At 41.9% G+C, this 16914-nt stretch carries 21 protein-coding genes; 4 read left to right on the plus strand and 17 right to left on the minus strand.

Annotated features, from left to right (window positions below; translation table 11 throughout):
- Nucleotides 1-12 precede the first annotated feature (12 nt).
- Nucleotides 13-825 (plus strand): alpha/beta fold hydrolase, encoded by an 813-nt coding sequence (locus ACX1N5_RS04225; RefSeq protein WP_131380039.1) that lies wholly within the window; start codon nucleotides 13-15, stop codon nucleotides 823-825.
- Between the two features lie 14 nt (nucleotides 826-839).
- On the opposite strand, the gene purN is transcribed toward ACX1N5_RS04225, so the two are convergent.
- Nucleotides 840-1472, minus strand: a complete 633-nt coding sequence (gene purN / locus ACX1N5_RS04230; RefSeq protein WP_458800544.1) for a phosphoribosylglycinamide formyltransferase — start codon at nucleotides 1470-1472, stop codon at nucleotides 840-842.
- Between the two features lie 10 nt (nucleotides 1473-1482).
- The gene (purM, locus tag ACX1N5_RS04235) at nucleotides 1483-2553 is read right to left on the minus strand and encodes a phosphoribosylformylglycinamidine cyclo-ligase (RefSeq protein ID WP_131380035.1); all 1071 of its coding nucleotides are present in this window, start codon (nucleotides 2551-2553) and stop codon (nucleotides 1483-1485) included.
- A 136-nt stretch (nucleotides 2554-2689) separates the two neighbouring features.
- Here purM and cxpE point away from each other — a divergent pair, with 136 nt between their 5' ends.
- Entirely contained in the window at nucleotides 2690-3889 is a 1200-nt protein-coding gene (gene cxpE / locus ACX1N5_RS04240) for a chloramphenicol efflux transporter CxpE (protein WP_131380033.1), read from the plus strand.
- Nucleotides 3890-3903: 14 nt separating this feature from the next.
- Nucleotides 3904-4626, plus strand: a complete 723-nt coding sequence (gene hda / locus ACX1N5_RS04245; RefSeq protein WP_004751403.1) for a DnaA regulatory inactivator Hda — start codon at nucleotides 3904-3906, stop codon at nucleotides 4624-4626.
- Here the strand turns inward: hda and ACX1N5_RS04250 are convergent.
- From ACX1N5_RS04250 to ACX1N5_RS04270, 5 genes are all read right to left on the minus strand, one after another.
- Nucleotides 4623-5048: a DUF3106 domain-containing protein gene (locus tag ACX1N5_RS04250; protein ID WP_131388166.1), complete on the minus strand. Its 426-nt coding sequence runs from the start codon at nucleotides 5046-5048 to the stop codon at nucleotides 4623-4625. The two genes, hda and ACX1N5_RS04250, sit on opposite strands and share 4 nt — an antisense overlap.
- Nucleotides 5038-5370, minus strand: coding sequence for a hypothetical protein (locus tag ACX1N5_RS04255; RefSeq protein ID WP_458800541.1), 333 nt, complete (start codon nucleotides 5368-5370; stop codon nucleotides 5038-5040). The genes ACX1N5_RS04250 and ACX1N5_RS04255 overlap by 11 nt, the downstream gene beginning before the upstream one ends.
- The gene (locus tag ACX1N5_RS04260) at nucleotides 5360-5974 is read right to left on the minus strand and encodes an RNA polymerase sigma factor (protein WP_004751410.1); all 615 of its coding nucleotides are present in this window, start codon (nucleotides 5972-5974) and stop codon (nucleotides 5360-5362) included. Before ACX1N5_RS04260 ends, ACX1N5_RS04255 begins: the two co-directional genes overlap by 11 nt.
- Before the next feature lie 159 nt (nucleotides 5975-6133).
- The gene (locus ACX1N5_RS04265) at nucleotides 6134-6910 is read right to left on the minus strand and encodes a TrmH family RNA methyltransferase (RefSeq protein ID WP_131388164.1); all 777 of its coding nucleotides are present in this window, start codon (nucleotides 6908-6910) and stop codon (nucleotides 6134-6136) included.
- Between the two features lie 66 nt (nucleotides 6911-6976).
- On the minus strand, nucleotides 6977-7948 hold the full coding sequence (locus ACX1N5_RS04270; RefSeq protein WP_458800539.1) for a class 1 fructose-bisphosphatase: 972 nt from the start codon (nucleotides 7946-7948) through the stop codon (nucleotides 6977-6979).
- Nucleotides 7949-8126: 178 nt separating this feature from the next.
- Here ACX1N5_RS04270 and ACX1N5_RS04275 point away from each other — a divergent pair, with 178 nt between their 5' ends.
- On the plus strand, nucleotides 8127-8327 hold the full coding sequence (locus ACX1N5_RS04275) for an NF038105 family protein (protein WP_458800537.1): 201 nt from the start codon (nucleotides 8127-8129) through the stop codon (nucleotides 8325-8327).
- 42 nt (nucleotides 8328-8369) lie between these two features.
- On the opposite strand, the gene pal is transcribed toward ACX1N5_RS04275, so the two are convergent.
- From pal to ACX1N5_RS04325, 10 genes are all read right to left on the minus strand, one after another.
- On the minus strand, nucleotides 8370-8939 hold the full coding sequence (pal, locus tag ACX1N5_RS04280) for a peptidoglycan-associated lipoprotein Pal (protein WP_116727280.1): 570 nt from the start codon (nucleotides 8937-8939) through the stop codon (nucleotides 8370-8372).
- A gap of 41 nt (nucleotides 8940-8980) precedes the next feature.
- On the minus strand, nucleotides 8981-10264 hold the full coding sequence (gene tolB, locus ACX1N5_RS04285; RefSeq protein ID WP_458800679.1) for a Tol-Pal system beta propeller repeat protein TolB: 1284 nt from the start codon (nucleotides 10262-10264) through the stop codon (nucleotides 8981-8983).
- 67 nt (nucleotides 10265-10331) lie between these two features.
- A complete protein-coding gene (locus ACX1N5_RS04290; RefSeq protein ID WP_458800535.1) occupies nucleotides 10332-10823 on the minus strand; it encodes a TonB C-terminal domain-containing protein in 492 nt (163 codons plus the stop codon).
- A gap of 51 nt (nucleotides 10824-10874) precedes the next feature.
- Nucleotides 10875-12260 (minus strand): cell envelope integrity protein TolA, encoded by a 1386-nt coding sequence (tolA, locus tag ACX1N5_RS04295; protein WP_458800533.1) that lies wholly within the window; start codon nucleotides 12258-12260, stop codon nucleotides 10875-10877.
- A gap of 3 nt (nucleotides 12261-12263) precedes the next feature.
- Nucleotides 12264-12716 (minus strand): protein TolR, encoded by a 453-nt coding sequence (tolR, locus tag ACX1N5_RS04300; protein ID WP_458800531.1) that lies wholly within the window; start codon nucleotides 12714-12716, stop codon nucleotides 12264-12266.
- Complete coding sequence (gene tolQ / locus ACX1N5_RS04305) at nucleotides 12716-13414, minus strand: protein TolQ (protein WP_004751429.1); 699 nt, start codon at nucleotides 13412-13414, stop codon at nucleotides 12716-12718. Before tolQ ends, tolR begins: the two co-directional genes overlap by 1 nt.
- A 15-nt stretch (nucleotides 13415-13429) precedes the next feature.
- On the minus strand, nucleotides 13430-13843 hold the full coding sequence (ybgC, locus tag ACX1N5_RS04310) for a tol-pal system-associated acyl-CoA thioesterase (RefSeq protein ID WP_131380020.1): 414 nt from the start codon (nucleotides 13841-13843) through the stop codon (nucleotides 13430-13432).
- 15 nt (nucleotides 13844-13858) lie between these two features.
- Nucleotides 13859-14857, minus strand: a complete 999-nt coding sequence (gene ruvB / locus ACX1N5_RS04315) for a Holliday junction branch migration DNA helicase RuvB (protein WP_034425812.1) — start codon at nucleotides 14855-14857, stop codon at nucleotides 13859-13861.
- 8 nt (nucleotides 14858-14865) lie between these two features.
- Nucleotides 14866-15468, minus strand: a complete 603-nt coding sequence (gene ruvA / locus ACX1N5_RS04320) for a Holliday junction branch migration protein RuvA (protein WP_131380018.1) — start codon at nucleotides 15466-15468, stop codon at nucleotides 14866-14868.
- Nucleotides 15469-15485: 17 nt separating this feature from the next.
- Nucleotides 15486-16826, minus strand: a complete 1341-nt coding sequence (locus ACX1N5_RS04325) for a deoxyguanosinetriphosphate triphosphohydrolase (protein ID WP_131380016.1) — start codon at nucleotides 16824-16826, stop codon at nucleotides 15486-15488.
- Nucleotides 16827-16914: the final 88 nt, after the last annotated feature.

Here is a 16914-nt window from a genome sequence, read left to right on the forward strand (position 1 = left end):
AGACAGGATATTATGACAACCAAACCGATTATTCATTTTGCACATGCCAATGGTGTTCCATCATTAGTTTATCGAAAACTTTTTGACTTGTTGTCTGAAAATTATCAGATTATTTTTGTACCGCTACTTGGGCCAGATAAACGTTACCCTATTGATAATAATTGGGAAAGTTTAGTGAATCAGGTGATTGACAGCATTGTACAGCAGGCAAAAGGGCAGGCAGTCATCGGTTTGGGGCATTCTTTAGGTGCTTTACTCACCTATATGGCAAGTCGTAAACGTCCTGAGCTTTTTCAGCAAGTGGTGATGCTTGATCCACCTTTGATTATGGGAGCTGCTTCTTTTGCTTTTGATATGGCAAAGTTATTTTACCCAAAAATGGTTGATCAGCTTAGCCCTGCGGGACTGTCAAAACGTCGTCGTGATCAGTGGGATTCTCGTGAGCAGGCGGCACAATTGTTTCGTCCAAAACCCTTTTATCGTAATTTTGATTCTGACTGTTTTTCTGATTATCTTCGTTATGCTCTCACTGAAGATAGCATTACGGGTGGTTTTACTCTCACGATTCCTAAAGTTGATGAACTGGCAATTTTTCGCACAAACCCTTCAAATTGGTGGCGAGTTTGGCCTGAAAAGCCACCTGTCATAACACGTATGATTGTCGGAGAGAAGAGTCCGTTTTATGAGCGTAAGTTTACTGAAATGGCACAAAAACGCCTGGGGATTCCTTTTTCAGTCATGGCGGGTGGGCATATGTTCCCATTAGAACATCCAGTAGAAACCACGCATTTAGTTCAGCAGGTGATAAAAAAAAGCGCATCATGAAGATGCGCTTTTTTTTAGAACTTACAAAATTGTATCGGGCCTGATAGTGGCTTACCTTGGTAGTCAACTTGTTGAGCTGATACATATTGAAGTTGCCCAGAACAGATCCATTCAACCACTTGTGGGTAAATCACATGTTCTAAAACATGAACACGCTCAGCTAAATGTTCTGCATTATCATGCTGAGCAACAGCAATCACACCTTGTGCGAGAGCTTGACCTGCATCCAGCTCATCCGTGACAAAGTGCACGGTACAACCATGCCAGCGATCACCAGTATTGAGTACACGCTGATGGGTGTGCATACCTTTGTAGGCTGGTAGTAATGAAGGATGAATGTTTAACATCTTTCCTTCCCAAGCCTGTACAAATTTAGGTGTTAAAATGCGCATAAAGCCAGCAAGAATGACCAAATCCACATCCCAAGCCTGAAGCTGTTGCTGCATCGCAGTATCAAAAGCTTCACGGGTAGGGAATTTTTTATGTTCGATCACATGTGTGGCAATATTTGCTTGCTGGGCACGCTGCAAAGCGTAGGCATCTGGTCGATTTGACAAGACACCTACAATCTTGCCTGATAAATTTGCATCAATCAGTGCTTGTAAGTTACTTCCGTTGCCTGAAACCAGTACTGCAATTTTGATCATGCGATTTTCTTTATGCAAATAACACACGAACTTTTTCGTCTGCACCTTCAACAGATTCAGCATTTTCTTGGATATGACCAATTTTCCATGCTTTCTCGCCTTGAGCATTTAAAATGTCGATGGCTTTATCTGCTTCACTTGCATCTACAGCGATGACCATACCAACGCCACAGTTAAATGTGCGGTACATTTCAAAGCGTTCAACATTACCTTCGCGTTGTAGTAACTGGAACAACTCTGACCATTCCCAAGAGCTTTCGTTAATCACTGCTTGAGCGCCATTTGGCAATACGCGTGGCAAGTTACCTGGTAAGCCGCCACCTGTGATGTGCGCCATAGCATGAACATCAACTTGTTTGCAGAGTTCAAGCACTGGTTTTACATAAATACGTGTTGGTTCCATTGCAGCATCTGCAAGTGGACGACCATCAACGATTTGCGTTAAATCAACATTTTTAACGTCTAAAATTTTACGGAGTAATGAATAACCGTTTGAATGTGCACCAGAAGATGCAACACCGATTAAGATATCACCAGCTTTGACTTTTGAACCATCAATGATTTTGCTTTGTTCAACCACGCCAACAGCAAAACCTGCTAGATCGTAATCTTCACCTTCATACATGCCAGGCATTTCAGCAGTCTCACCACCTACCAATGCACAGCCTGCAAGCTCACAGCCCTTACCAATACCAGTAACGACATTTGCAGCAACATCAACATTCAAGTGCCCAGTTGCATAATAGTCAAGGAAGAAAAGGGGTTCTGCGCCACAAACCAAAAGATCGTTAACGCACATGGCAACAAGGTCTTGACCAATAGTGTCATGACGATTTAAGTTAAGGGCAAGGCGTAATTTTGTGCCTACGCCATCGGTGCCTGAAACTAAAACAGGCTCTTCATAGCCCTTTGGAATTTTACATAATGCACCAAAGCCGCCTAGTCCGCCCATTACTTCTGGACGAGTTGTGCGTTTTGCGACAGATTTGATGCGATCGACAAGTGCATCACCTGCTTCGATGTCTACGCCTGCATCTTTGTAGCTTAAGCCAGTATTTGAATTGGAAGTCGAGTTGCTCATATGAAGAAGTCTCCGCTTTGGCCGCAGATTATAACCTAATATACGAAATTCTTACGTTATTTATGCATGAAAATGTTATCTTTGCTTATTAAATTATCCTTAATAAATAATCTTATAAATTGAAGTAGGCAAATACATGATCGATCGTCCATTACGTCGTATCTTTATTTTGGTAATTATTGCGCTATTACTGTGGCTGATTTATTTACTTAAACCTGTTGTCATTCCATTTGTCGGGGCATTTTTCATTGCTTATCTGTTCAGCCCACTGGTCGCGCGTTTATCAAAGTTGGGGCTACCTCGCTGGCTATCAACCTGTGTGGTATTTCTAGGTATTAGTGTTGGCTTAACCTTTGCGCTTTGGTATGTCGTACCTTTGGTCTGGAAACAGGTGATTTATGCTCGTGATAGCATTCCAGCGGGCGTGCATTGGGTCAATCATCATTTCTTGCCATGGGCAGAGCGCACTTTTAATCTTCAGCCTATGCGTATAGACACAGATCAGATGTCAAATGCGATTATGCAGTATATCAAGACCAATTATAGTATTGATAATATTCAGACTTTGGTACTTCGCCTTGCTCAATCGGGATTAAATTTTATTCAGATCGGCGGTACGGTCGTATTGGTACCCATTATTACTTTCTACTTTTTGCTAGATTGGGAGCGCATGCTCAAGCAAATGCATCGCTTGATTCCACGCCCGTACGAAAAAAATACCATGCGGATTGTACGTGACTGTCATATGGTATTGGGGGCATTTGTCAAAGGGCAAATTTTGGTCATGTTCTTGTTAGGCGTGGTTTATGCAGTTGGCTTACAGCTCATTGGTCTGGAGGTAGGCTTAATCATTGGCATGGTGGCGGGTCTAGCGAGTATTATTCCTTACTTGGGCTTTGCAGTCGGGATTATTTCAGCTGTGATCGCAACTTTATTCCAGTTTGGGATTGACTGGATGCAGTTGGTTCTTGTGGGTATTGTTTTTATGATCGGGCAGGCGATAGAAGGATATATTCTACAGCCATTTTTGTTGGGTGATAAAATCGGTTTGTCTCCAGTTGCAGTGGTTTTTGCGGTTTTGGCTGGGGCTCATTTAGGTGGTATTCTCGGGATGTTGATTGCATTGCCTGTAGCAGCAATCATTGTGGTACTCTTAAAACATGCGCGTGAGTTTTATGAAAGTAGTATGTGGTATGGGAAATCAGCGCAGGTCATACTTGACGGAGAAAACGGTAAGAGTGTCCATGTCGATGCTGAAAATATTAATGTTGATATAACAATAAAAAATCAGCAAGATAGCCAAAAATCAAGTAAGATTGATTCAGATAAATTCTAGGTACATGTGCATTTATGCGTCAATTACAACTCGACATAGAACCTCAACTTGATGCCCGAATTAGTGATTTTTCAGGGCCAAGTTGGGGGCATGTCATTGATGCAATTCGCCAGCTACATGCAGGGTTAGTCAACCGTTTTTATGTTTATGGCGGCGCAGGGACAGGGAAAAGCCATCTTCTATCGGCAATTTGTGATTCTTATTGTGAAATTGGTAAAACAGCCATTCAAGTTTCATTATTGCAATTGCTGGATGCGCCAATTGAAGCAATTACTTCATTAGAACAATATGATTTGGTTGCCTTAGATGATATCGAGGCAATTAGTGGTGTAAAACACTGGCAGAAAGCCGTATTCCACCTGATTAATAATAGTGATCAGGAAGGTCGGCAGTTGGTATTTTCATCACGTTATGCTCCTATTGAACTCAAACTTGAGTTACCTGATCTACAGTCACGCTTAACACAGGCAGTGAGTGTGAAGTTGCCCAATGGGAGTTTATATGCTGACCGACAGGCTTTGGTGCTTTCGGTATTGGGACGTCGGGGTGTCCATCTCGATCAGCAAATCATTGATTATTTATTGTTGAATGGTCCACATCAGGCATCTTTGTTATTACAGGCCGTTGAGCGTTTAGAAAAACTACTCAAAGGTGAAAAAACCAAGTTGTCAAATGCAACATTACGTCAAATTTATGCGCTGATTGATGAATATCAGCAAACATCATTCTCTCATTAACTTGAGGGCGTTGGCGCTGGGTGATTGATCTGCTGGAATTTTTGCATATATTCCTGACGGATCAAATTACGCTCTTGTAGTGTTTTGGCTTTTTGCATGCGTAGTCGCATGGTTTGACGTTGCTGTATGCTCATTTGTTGCCATACATCGCGCATACGTTGTTGTTCTTGTTCTGGTAGTTGCGTAAACCAATCCATTCGTTGCTGAATGCTGTTACTCTGCTGAGTAGGCATCTCTTTGAGATTTTGATAACGCTGAATCAGTTGTTTTTGCTGCTCCACTGTCAACTCATCCCAGTTGTCATCGACTTGAGCAGTTGTGGTACTTTTTGTGTGAAATGGCCAAAAGCGTTCAAATCCCGCAAAACTGGTTTGCAAGAAGGCAAGTGCACAAAAAGCTAAGGTCACTTTCTTAACTGCCATGAGAATTATGATCCTCTCCAAATACCATAACCATTTCCAAATCTTCGACCATTTGTGGTGAAAGCTTATTGGTATTGTTATTGACAATTGCCTGCTGAGGATGGGTTTTCTCAGAGAAATTGAACGCAGTGGGTAATACCAAGAACCCTGTTAAGGTCGCTGCAAGTGCAAAGCTTGTCATTTTCCACATCGAGTGGCGATGAGCTTTCTCTACATGCACTTTTTCAATGACCTGATACATCAACACATTTTTATCTTTATGTGTTTCTGCGAGGTGGTCAAGACGTTGCGTAATTTTTTTTGCAAAATCATCATTCTTCATGTGATGATCCTCCAATATGTGGATTAAGGTGTGCTAATGCTGTTCTTAAACCTTGTATAGCGCGGTGATAGTGGGTTTTTACACTACCTTCGCTACAATTCATAATTTGAGCAGTGGTTTGGGTATCAAAGCCTTCCCAAGCGCGCAGCATGAAGGCTTGCTGTTGACGTACAGGGAGTTGACGAATTGCCTGTTGAATTTCTTCAATCGTCACTGCCTGATCTAGTGTATCAAAAGGATTGAGCTGTTGTTGATCCTCAATTTCAAGTATTTCTTCACTGTCATCATCAAGACTGATTTTCTTGAAAAGTGAAAAAGGTTGTGATCTTCGTGCTTCTTTGCGCCGCCAATCTTGTAATTTATTGTTTAAAATAGTGTAGAACAACGGGTACCATTCATTAATTTCTTTATCAGCATAAGATTTGTGCAAGGAGATAAATGCTTCCTGTACCAGATCCATTGCGATACCTTGTTGTCCCTGTGTTGCATTTTCCATCATAACCAAGGCACGACCAGTCACGTCTTGCATAAAAAACTTAAGACGTTGTTCAGTCGTTTTTGACTGACTAAGTTCAGACTTGGTCTCTTTTGGTGTTAGATCCATAGAGATGGAAAATCCTGTCATGGGATACCCACCATATTGTTTCAACAATGTATTTCTAATAACGTTCAAACAACATGGAAGGTTGACAATTCTACTAAATTTTTTCAGTTTAAAGTAATTTGAGTAAAAAAGGGCTTAAAGTAAAATAAATGAAACGATTTATTGGCGTTGGCGCACCATCTCAAATAAGCAGATCGAACCTGCGATTGCAACATTTAAAGACTCTTGTCCACCTGGTTGTGGAATAGCAACTGCTTTGGCATGAGCTAAAGCATATTCAGAAGCACCTTGTCCTTCATTGCCTAGAATCCATACACAAGGTGTGCTGAGGTTTTGAGCATATAAACTTTCAGAACGATGTGAACTGGTGACATAAACTGGAATTTTGAAATCAGGTAATAATAAGCTGAGATCGGCATTTTCAAAGCATAATAGCGAGAATTGAGCACCCATACCTGCACGTAAAACACGAGGAGACCAAAGTGCAGCAACGCCTTTGGTACAGATGATCTGTTTGACATTTGCCGCTGCCGCCGAGCGCAGTAAAGTACCGACATTTCCAGGATCCTGAACATCATCAAGAATAAGGGTATCTGCTTTTAAATCAACAGTTTGGGCATGTTTTGGAATATCAATAATCGCAAGGCATGCTAGAGAAGTGCCTAGTGTGCTGAGATCTTTATATAAACTTTCACTAATAATAAAAATTTGCCCTTGATACTGCTCTTGGATTTTTTCCAGATCAGGGTGTTCTAGAGCTGCTTCGGTGGTAAAAAGTGAAACAAGATTTTTATGTGTTTGCAACCATGCTAGACACAAATGTGTGCCTTCAAGAACGGTTTGCTGATGTTTTTTACGATATTGGTTTTGCTCAATCAGTGAACGCAGATGTTTAATTTTTGCGTTGTCTTTTGAAGCAAGAAAAGTCATGGACATAGTAATAACCGCTTAGATGTAAGGCTTAGCTTACATCTAAGTCTAAAACAAGAAAAGATAAATCAATTAATGGTAGCTAGTAACAAGTTCAACTTCATCTTTACTACCCAAAATCACAGGTACACGTTGGTGTAATTCAGTTGGCTGAATGTCTAGAATACGAACACGACCAGTCGTTGCTACACCACCAGCTTGTTCAACGAGCATGCTCATCGGGTTTGCTTCATACATTAAACGTAAACGACCTGCTTTTTTCGGGTCTTTCAAGTCATACGGATACATGAAAATACCGCTACGGCATAAAATACGATGAACATCACCTACCATACAAGCGACCCAACGCATGTTAAAGTCTTTACCGCGAACGCCTGTTTTTCCTTCAAGTAATTCATTAATATAACGTTTTACAGGTTGTTCCCAGTGGCGCTGGTTAGATGCATTAATTGCAAATTCCTGAGTTGTAGGGCTAATGCTAATATCTTGTTTTGTTAATACAAACTCTTGACTATCAACATCATAGGTAAAGAAAACAGTACCTACACCTACAGACAGTGCCAACATGGTCGATGGACCGTACATGACATAGCCTGCTGCAACCTGGTCAACACCTGCTTGCATAAAATCTTCCGCTTGGGTCACGGCATTTTTTGCAGGAAGAATTGAGAAAATTGTGCCAACACACATATTAATGTCAATATTGCTTGAGCCATCAAGAGGGTCAAACAAAACGAGATATTGACCATTTTCCTGTGCTGAAGTAAAAGTATCCAGTTCTTCAGATGCTAAACCACCCACGTGTGGATGAACTTGTAGAGCATCAATTAAGATTTGGTTAGAAATCACATCAAGTTTCTTTTGCGTTTCGCCCTGAACATTCTCATGTTCTGCACTACCCAAAATCCCTGCAAGGGCACCTTTTTGTAATGCCTGATCAATCGTTTTGCAGCTCTCAATAATCGTTTCAATGACACTGGCTAGTTCTGGTGTAAGATTTCCCTGTTGTTGTTTTAGATAGTGGGATAATGTGGCAGTTGACATAATGAGGTTGCTCCAAACTTTGTGCAATATGTTCTTGGCTAGAACGGCTGGGGCATATTTTAGATGAGAACCGCAAAAAATAAAAATTTTATAGACACAATTGACATTATTTTTCAGCTTGCAAGTCTTGTAGAACATGCTATTTTAAAATTATAACAAGAGGAAAGAGGATATCGTTATGACAACAAAGACTTTTGATGCCATGCCGACGCCAAGTGAAGCGATTGATTTTAATGATATTACTGATGAAAATGTCAAATCAGCTTGGGCGAATTATGAGACCAAACCTGAATACAAAGAATTTAACAAGCATGATCTGATTGAATCGATGCAATCATGCAAAATTGATGAAAATACGAAAAAAATACTCGACCATTAAAAAAGCGCTCCATTTTGAGCGCTTTTTTAATACAAGGATTACTTATTTTAGAAGTGGAGGCACTGCTTCATAGTTTAATTCTACGCGGCGGTTTTCTTTCCATGCGTTTTCGTCATGCCCTGGGTTAATTGGCATTTCTTTACCATAGCTTACGGTATCTAGTTGGGTTGGATTAACACCGTAAGAAACAAGATAGTTAAATACCGATTTTGCACGGCGTTCGCCGAGTGCCATATTGTATTCACGTGTACCACGTTCATCGGTATGACCTGTTAGTGCAATCTTAGAACCAGAGTTTGCTTTTAAAAAGTCAGCATGAGCTTGAAGTGTTTGATAGTCAGTAGGTGACAAGTCACTGCTGTCATAACCAAAATGTACAACACGTTGAGCAAGAAATGCTCGGTTAGCATCTGTAACGCCTTTGGCTGAAGCACCTTTTAAGTTCTTTGCATCAAGTGCTGCGTCGTCGCTTAAACCTGCAGTATTGACTGTTGTTGTACCTGATGGGTTGGTTGTAGGATTAACTTGAGTTGTTGGCTTGCGGCTCGCACATCCTGTAAAAATTACAGTAGATGCCAACACTGGAAGGATAAGAAGTTTTAAAGTTTTCATGATGGATACTCCACAATCACGATATGTAATAAAAACTGAAATTATTTAGGTGCCCATGCAGGTTCACGGACTTCGCCTTGCTCACTTGGAAGGTTCATACGGAATTGACTATTGGTCGAAATAATCGACAACAAACCGCGATTGCCTTCATGAGTGGCGTACACTACCATTTGCCCATTTGGTGAGAAACTTGGTGATTCATCTAGGTCAGTTGGGGTGAGTACATTGAGCACGCCAGAATTTAGATCCTGAATTGCAACCTTAAAATTACTGCCTGAAGGTCGATGTACCATCGCCAGTTTTTGACCGTCAGCACTGAGCGTACCGCGTGCATTAAACGTCCCTCGGAAGGAGATGCGTTTACTTGAACCATCGGCAAATGTATAGCGATAGATCTGTGGTGAGCCACCTCGGTCAGAGGTGAAAATAAAAGACTTACCATCTGGTGCATAACGCGCTTCGGTATCAATTGCTGAATCATTGGTAATGCGTTGATATTGGTGAGTCGCGAGATCCATACGGTAGATATCAGGATTCCCATCCATAGATGATGTAAACAACATTGATTTACCATCTGGCGAGAAGCTTGGTGCGCCGTTTAAACCTTTGAAGTTAGTGAGTACCTGACGTTGTCCTGTCGATAAATCCTGTAAATAAATTGCAGGGCGTTTGGTTTCAAACGAGACATACGCAATTTGTTTACCATCTGGTGTCCAAGCAGGCGACAGAATTGGATAATGTGAAGACAAAACTGTAAATGGTCGCTCACCATCTGTATCTGCAATTTGCAAAGTGTAGCGTTTGTCCGAATTACTTGGATCTCGTAAGACATAGGCAATACGTCCACTGAAATCCCCTTGAATGCCTGTGAGTGCCTGATAAATGGCATCACTCATCATATGGGCGGCTTGACGTATGCGAGAAGTCGGTACGGTTAAAACTTCATTGAGTAAGTATTTTTGTTTATCTACATCGTAGAGCTGATAATGAACTTGATTGGTATTGGCATCGATTGTGGTAATTTTACCTACGACTACATAAGGAATACCTGTAGTTTTCCAGCTGGCAGCATTGATATTGTCAATACTGCCACTGGTTGGTAAGTTTTGTGATGCACTGCTAAAGCGTCCCGAACGATTCAGATCAGTCTCTACGATTGGGTAAATGCTTTGATCATTGCTAAATGGCACAATCGCAATTTTAGGTGCTTGTTCAGGTGCTTTGGCAATTTCAAGGTGCAGTTGAGCTGAGGTCGTTGTGGATAGGGTAGAGCCCAATCCTGCAACAAAAGCTAAGGCAAGAAGATGCTGACGTTTCATTTCCATCATTGTTATGCAGATCTTAGGGTGAAAAGGTTTTACACAATCTAAACCATGCGGGTTAAATAAACTATTACTTTGCTGTAAAAGTTATATAAAAAAATTGTCGATATTGAATGGCATCTGGGAGTGGATAAGGGGCTGATTGTAAAATCGCTTGGCGAATACTGCCTTGCATTTCTTTTGAGTTGCTTTGAATTTCTGTACTTAACACATTGCCGTCTGAATCTAGTTGAATTTTTACTTTTGCGGTTTGTTCTGAACTATGCGGAGGAACATTCCAAGCATTTATAATTTTACGTCTATATAAATTCTTCCATGCCTGAATAGCTTCAATTTCAGCTGCTGTCAGTTTAGTGTTGAATCCCTCTGGATGTTTAATATTAGTATCAGTTTGTTTTATTGCTTCTCGTGCAGTTTGTTGTGGAGTATTTGCTTGGGGTTGTTCGGAAGCTTCTAGTATAGAAGTGGTTTGTTTCGCAAATACGGAATGACTTGAACTTAAAATGATAAGTGTAATTAAATGGGTTGAAAGATATTGGAAAGTTGATTTTAAATTAGACATGATTTTAAGTTTTGGTATGACCTTCTTGTGAAAATCATACCTATTTAAAGCTTATTTTGCAGTAGCAGTAGCAGTAAAAGTTGAAGTAAAGCTTTGAGCTTCAAGACGCGCAGCAGGATCACTTGGCATCGGGTAAGGTGCAGCACTGAGCACAGCAGCTTTTACACTGGCTTTTACATCAGGGTCACTTGAATTAACAAGCACATTCGTTACTTGACCTGTAGGACTTAAAGTTACAATTGCCGTAGCTTTTGTTCCTGTTTTTCCTAGAGGAACCTCCCATACACTCTTAATTTTATTGGTAAATTCTCGTTTTGCTGTTGAAGCAATTCGTTTGGCTTCTGCCTTTTTATTGGCAGCATCTTTAGTGGCTTGAGCTTTCGCATCTGCATCTGCTTTGGCTTTTGCATCAGCCGCCGCCTGTTTTTTGGCTTCTAATGCAGCTTGATGTTTAGCGTCTGCATCGGCTTTACGTTTTGCATCAGCAGCCTTGGCTTTCGCATCAGCCGCCGCCTGTTTTTTGGCTTCTAATGCCGCTTGATGTTTAGCGTCTGCGTCGGCTTTACGTTTTGCATCAGCAGCCTTGGCTTTCGCATCAGCCGCCGCCTGTTTTTTAGCTTCTAATGCAGCTTGATGTTTTGCATCTGCATCTGCTTTGCGTTTTTCATCAGCAGCCTTGGCTTTCGCATCAGCCGCCGCCTGTTTTTTAGCTTCTAAAGCAGCTTGATGCTTTGCGTCTGCATCGGCTTTGCGTTTTTCATCAGCAGCCTTGGCTTTTGCGTCAGCATCAGCCTGTTTTTTAGCCTGTAATGCTGATTGGCGTTTTGCCTCTGCAGCCGCTTTAAGTCGTGCATCAGCAACGGCTTGTTTTTGTGCTTCAAGAGTGGCTTGGCGTTTAGCATCCGCTGCCGCCTGTTTTTTGGCTTCAAGTGCAGCTTGGTGTTTTGCTTCGGCTGCTGCTTGTTTTTGTGCCTCGGCAGCCTGATGTTTTGCGTCAGCATCAGCCTGTTTTTTAGCTTCAAGTGCAGCTTGATGTTTTGCTTCTACAGCGGCTTTTGCATCTGCTTGTTTCTGAGCATTTAATGCTGCCTGATGCTTGGCGGCTTCGGCCGCCGCCACTGTTGCAGCAAGTGCGGCAAGCTGTTTAGTATCAGCAGAGCTTGATTTGGCTTGTGGCTCAGGAGTTGGCTCTGGTTTTTCTACAGCCTTGGCCGCAGCTTGAGTTGAATCTTGTTCAGGTGCTGTGGCTGTTTCAGTATTTTCTTTTTGTGGCAAAGTACTTGGATCAACCAAATAAGTTTTTAATTTTTTTGGTGGTTCAGGTGGTTTGCTTAAGCCTAAATACAATAATCCCACAACAGCAATCACGTGTACGCCAAGGGTAAATCCGATGGCGATCGCTTTTTGCTGAAAAGGTGGTTTTTGAATCTGTTTCATAAGTTACTTCACTGGCTCAGTGAGTAAGCCAACTTGTTCCAATCCTGCTTGTTGCAAGTTTGCCATGAGTGTGACCACATCACCATATGGGCGTGATTTGTCACCATTAACCAATACATTAAGTTGAGTATGATTTTGGCTGGCTTGCTGTTGGGCCTTGCTCAGAATATCTTTGAGTTGATCAAGCGAAAGTGGCTGATCATTATGATTATCCTGATAGTTTAAATAGTAATTTCCATCTTTATTTAAACTGACAATAGCAGGGGTGTCTTTAGATTCAAACGGGGTGCTGCTGGCTTGAGGTAAATCTACCTTTATACTGCTAGTAATCATTGGCGCAGTCACCATAAAAATCACCAGCAAAACCAGCATGACATCAATGTAAGGTACAACATTCATGTCACTTTTTAGAGGTTTTTTAATACGCTCGAAGCGTCCAGAACGTTGGATTGCCATTATTCAGCATCCTGTGTGGTACTGAAAGATTGACGTTGCAATAAAGCAATCATTTCTTCTGAAAATAATGCTCGGTCTGAGTACACTGCTTCACTTTTTGCAGTGAAATGGTTAAATGACAACACAGCAGGAATCGCAGCAAATAAGCCAATTGCGGTCGCAACCAAGGCTTCTGCAATACCAGGAGCAACGGTTGCCAAAGTGACTTGCTCGACAGCAGCCAAGCCAATAAAGGCATTCATAATGCCCCAGACTGTGCCAAATAAACCAATATAGGGTGCAACCGAACCAATACTCGCTAAAGCACTGAGTCCAGATTCCATATAGCTTTGATCGCGGCTTAAGCCCACACGTAAAATGCGTTCTGTGCCTTCGATAGTTTGTACCAAAGGTGCATGGCGTTTCTTAAGTTTTAAAAACTCTCCAAAACCTTGGTAGAAAATATCTTCTAAACCATGGCGTTTTGAGTTGAGCTGTGCATTATTGTACAGGGTACTGAGTTCAGCGCCCGACCAGAAAATTTTCTGAAAATGTTCATCTTGTTGCTGGGCTTTTCTAAAGCCTAAATATAATCTGGCAATCAAGTACCAGCTATATAGCGAAGCCAAAAACAGTAGCAGCATAACAGCTTGAACGACGGGGCTTGCTTGCAAAACTAAATCGGAAATATGCAGGGTAGCAGTTACTTGATTTGCCATAGTACAACAGGTCACTTATGCTTTTTCTTGATCCAATTGTTCTTGAATCAACTGACGGAGATAATCGGGAAGTCGACGTGGACGCATCTCTTTGCTTAGGCACGCGAGTTCAACTTCACCAGAAGCCAGCAAGATTTCATCACGATAAATTTCTTGTTGCAATACAAATGACGCAGTTTTACAAGAAATTACACGCGCAGTTACAGTGATCAGGTTATCCATCAGAATAGGACGGTGATATTTGATCTCAATTTTATGGACAACAAAGTTGTAATCGGTTTGATGCCAGTAATGATCAATGCCTGAAGCACGTAACCATTCGGTACGAGTACGCTCCATATAACGAATATGGTTGGCATGATAAACAATGCCTCCTGCATCGGTATCTTCAATGTAAACACGTATTTTGAACTCAAAACGATTAGTCATAAATGTTTTCCATAATTACGTTTCAGGTGGAGTCAATCCAAATTGTAAATAAGATTGATTGGTCGCAATTCGGCCACGCGCGGTACGCATGACAAAACCTTGTTGAATCAAATAGGGTTCAATTACATCTTCAAGCGTGCCACTGTCTTCAGCCATAGCTGCAGCTAGTGCTTCAATTCCTGCTGGCCCACCATCGAAGCGCTCCAGCAACATACTCAAATAGCGGCGATCAAGGGTGTCTAAGCCTGCTTTGTCGACATTGAGCATATTAAGGGCACGCTGCGCCATGTCTTGAGTGACTTCACCAGTGCCTTTGACCTGTGCATAATCTCGCACACGACGTAACAAACGGTTGGCAATACGCGGTGTACCGCGAGCGCGGCGAGCGATTTCTGCTGAACCTTCGGGCGTCATTGGCACATCCATCAGCATGGCTGAACGGCTGACAATTGAGGTGAGATCTTCTACAGAGTAAAATTCAAGGCGCTGTACAATGCCAAAACGGTCGCGTAATGGTGAAGTGAGTAAGCCCGCGCGTGTCGTTGCAGCCACTAAAGTAAACGGCGGTAAATCGAGTTTAATCGAACGCGCAGCAGGACCTTCACCAATCATGATGTCGAGCTGATAATCTTCCATGGCAGGATAGAGAATTTCTTCAATCACTGGAGAAAGACGATGAATTTCATCAATAAACAGCACATCACCTTCTTCGAGGTTGGTTAACAGTGCTGCCAAATCACCTGCACGTTCAAGGACTGGACCAGAGGTGGATTTGAGATTGCCACCCATTTCACGGGCAATAATATTGGCAAGTGTGGTTTTTCCCAGACCTGGAGGGCCAAAAATTAAGGTGTGATCCAGTGCTTCGCCGCGACCACGGGCTGCACCAATGAAAATTTCCATTTGCTCGCAGACAACAGGCTGCCCGACATAATCGGCAAGTGTTGCTGGTCGAATGGCCCGATCCATATGATCTTCTGTTTTTTCTACACTACTAATTAATCGATCTTGCATGGTGCTTATCATTTCATCATGGATTTAAGTGCTGCACGAATCAGGTCTGCGACATCGGTATATTGATCTTTGACTAAAGCAATTGCTTTTTGCGCTTCGGCAGGTCTATAGCCCAAAGACTGTAATGCTGCTTCGGCTTCTGCAACTGCAGAATTGCCAGAAAGTTGTAAAGTGCTATTTGGATGATTCTGTGTTTGATGACCAGATAGCCCTTTAACGCGATCTCTTAATTCAATTAATAAACGTTCAGCAGTTTTCTTGCCCACTCCAGGTACTTTGACCAAAGTGTTTACGTCATCATGTTCAATCGTTTGAATGAGTAGTTCGACACTTAATGTGGATAAAATCCCGAGTGCCATTTTTGGACCTACACCATTAACCTTGAGTAAAGTTTTAAAAATACTTTTTTCTTGAGTATCTAAAAAACCATACAATTGCTGCGCATCTTCACGCACAACGAGGTGTGTCCATAGTGTCACTTTTTGCCCCTTTTGTAATTGGCAAAAAGTTGAAAGTGGCGTATCAATTTCATAACCGACGCCATTCACATTTAATAAAACGCTTGGTGCAGTTTCGATGGAGATAATTTCGCCAATTAAGCAGCCAATCATGTCAATATTTCCTGAAATTATATAAAAGAGGTTGGTCGACCTTGCAAAACTTGCGCGAGGTCATATGCTTCATGGTCTGAAAACTTACTGATAATATCGAGCACCTGCATGATGTTTTGGTAGTGATTTACCCCAAAATTTGCGCCAGATTGCTGCAAAATTGACATCATACGCTGATCTTTAAAGCTCAGTTGCTTGTTTGGAACAGTCAGTGGAATAAAGGCATCGAGAATAGATTGTAAACTCATGTGTGCAACAATTTCTAAATCTAGTTTTTGTCTGTGCTTAAAGATTTTTTCACGTGCCAGATTTTTTGCTTGCTCAATACCCTCTGAAATATCGGCAGAACAGTATTGCAGCAGTGTTCCTTCGAGTTGACCTGTTAAAATCTGGTATTGATGCTTGGCAAAAGCTGTCGTGACCTCATCGACAAGGCGTTTCATGACGCGTCCGCGTAAAGCTGCAATTTTTTGTTGCCATGTACTCCACGGCACAGAGAGTTCGCTAGGTACACCATAGTCGGCAATTAAGTTTAAAAAGATCGGTTCAACTTCTTGGTAACTGAGAATGTTCAGGCTAATACCATCTTCTAAGTCAATCAGGGCATAACAAATGTCATCGGCAGCTTCGAGCAAGTAGGTGAGTGGATGGCGGCAATAATGATATTCACCCAGTTGAATCAGCCCAAGCTGTTCGGCAATTTCTTTTAAAATTTCTTTTTCGGTCTGGTAGCAGCCAAATTTTGCTCGGTGGTGAGAAGGCTGGTCACCCTGAGATTCAATGGTTTTAGACAACCATGGATACTTTAAATATGCGCCAATGGTGGCACAGGTTAAACGCATGCCACCGTTGTCAGGATGGTAGTCAACGCGGGTTAGTAAGCGTAAACCTTGTGCATTGCCTTCAAACTGACGTACATCGGCTTGTTCTTCTGGGCTTAATTCGGTGAGAAAATCAGTGTGAGAAGCATCGTCAAACCATTCGCGAATCGCGTATTCACCTGCATGTCCAAATGGTGGATTGCCAATGTCATGTGCTAAACAGGCTGCCTGAATGATGGCTCCGACATCGGCAGGGGTAATCCACATGGGTAAATCATCTTTGATTTTTTCGGCTGCCATCATGCCGAGTGAACGTCCGATACAGGAAACTTCGAGTGAATGGGTGAGACGGGTGTGAACGCCATCGTGTTGGGTAAGGGGATGTACTTGGGTTTTTCTATTTAATTGACGAAAACTTTGTGAAAAAATAATGCGATCATAATCTTTATGAAATGGGCTGCGTCCTAATTCGTTGCGACTTTTTTTTGTACCTAAACGGATTGCTGATAGCAATTCTAACCAACGCATTTGTCTCATGAATTCAGTTTTTATTCCTTGTAAAAAGACATCATGCCAAAAAAGCGCTATAGACTCTAGAGCATAACGTCATGACTTGTCGTAATTG

The organism is Acinetobacter sp. ANC 4636, assembly GCF_054454555.1.

Bases quoted from the DNA above. Each gene is read 5' to 3' on its own strand.
- ACX1N5_RS04250 (WP_131388166.1), bottom strand. From the start codon at position 5,048: ATGGCAGTTAAGAAAGTGACCTTAGCTTTTTGTGCACTTGCCTTCTTG.
- ACX1N5_RS04225 (WP_131380039.1), top strand. From the start codon at position 13: ATGACAACCAAACCGATTATTCATTTTGCACATGCCAATGGTGTTCCA.
- ACX1N5_RS04255 (WP_458800541.1), bottom strand. From the start codon at position 5,370: ATGAAGAATGATGATTTTGCAAAAAAAATTACGCAACGTCTTGACCAC.
- pal (WP_116727280.1), bottom strand. From the start codon at position 8,939: ATGAAAACTTTAAAACTTCTTATCCTTCCAGTGTTGGCATCTACTGTA.
- cxpE (WP_131380033.1), top strand. From the start codon at position 2,690: ATGATCGATCGTCCATTACGTCGTATCTTTATTTTGGTAATTATTGCG.
- tolR (WP_458800531.1), bottom strand. From the start codon at position 12,716: ATGGCAATCCAACGTTCTGGACGCTTCGAGCGTATTAAAAAACCTCTA.
- ACX1N5_RS04275 (WP_458800537.1), top strand. From the start codon at position 8,127: ATGACAACAAAGACTTTTGATGCCATGCCGACGCCAAGTGAAGCGATT.
- tolB (WP_458800679.1), bottom strand. From the start codon at position 10,264: ATGGAAATGAAACGTCAGCATCTTCTTGCCTTAGCTTTTGTTGCAGGA.
- purM (WP_131380035.1), bottom strand. From the start codon at position 2,553: ATGAGCAACTCGACTTCCAATTCAAATACTGGCTTAAGCTACAAAGAT.
- tolA (WP_458800533.1), bottom strand. From the start codon at position 12,260: ATGAAACAGATTCAAAAACCACCTTTTCAGCAAAAAGCGATCGCCATC.
- ACX1N5_RS04265 (WP_131388164.1), bottom strand. From the start codon at position 6,910: ATGTCCATGACTTTTCTTGCTTCAAAAGACAACGCAAAAATTAAACAT.
- ACX1N5_RS04325 (WP_131380016.1), bottom strand. From the start codon at position 16,826: ATGAGACAAATGCGTTGGTTAGAATTGCTATCAGCAATCCGTTTAGGT.
- ACX1N5_RS04270 (WP_458800539.1), bottom strand. From the start codon at position 7,948: ATGTCAACTGCCACATTATCCCACTATCTAAAACAACAACAGGGAAAT.
- ruvA (WP_131380018.1), bottom strand. From the start codon at position 15,468: ATGATTGGCTGCTTAATTGGCGAAATTATCTCCATCGAAACTGCACCA.
- ACX1N5_RS04290 (WP_458800535.1), bottom strand. From the start codon at position 10,823: ATGTCTAATTTAAAATCAACTTTCCAATATCTTTCAACCCATTTAATT.
- ruvB (WP_034425812.1), bottom strand. From the start codon at position 14,857: ATGCAAGATCGATTAATTAGTAGTGTAGAAAAAACAGAAGATCATATG.
- ybgC (WP_131380020.1), bottom strand. From the start codon at position 13,843: ATGACTAATCGTTTTGAGTTCAAAATACGTGTTTACATTGAAGATACC.
- purN (WP_458800544.1), bottom strand. From the start codon at position 1,472: ATGATCAAAATTGCAGTACTGGTTTCAGGCAACGGAAGTAACTTACAA.
- hda (WP_004751403.1), top strand. From the start codon at position 3,904: ATGCGTCAATTACAACTCGACATAGAACCTCAACTTGATGCCCGAATT.
- tolQ (WP_004751429.1), bottom strand. From the start codon at position 13,414: ATGGCAAATCAAGTAACTGCTACCCTGCATATTTCCGATTTAGTTTTG.
- ACX1N5_RS04260 (WP_004751410.1), bottom strand. From the start codon at position 5,974: ATGGATCTAACACCAAAAGAGACCAAGTCTGAACTTAGTCAGTCAAAA.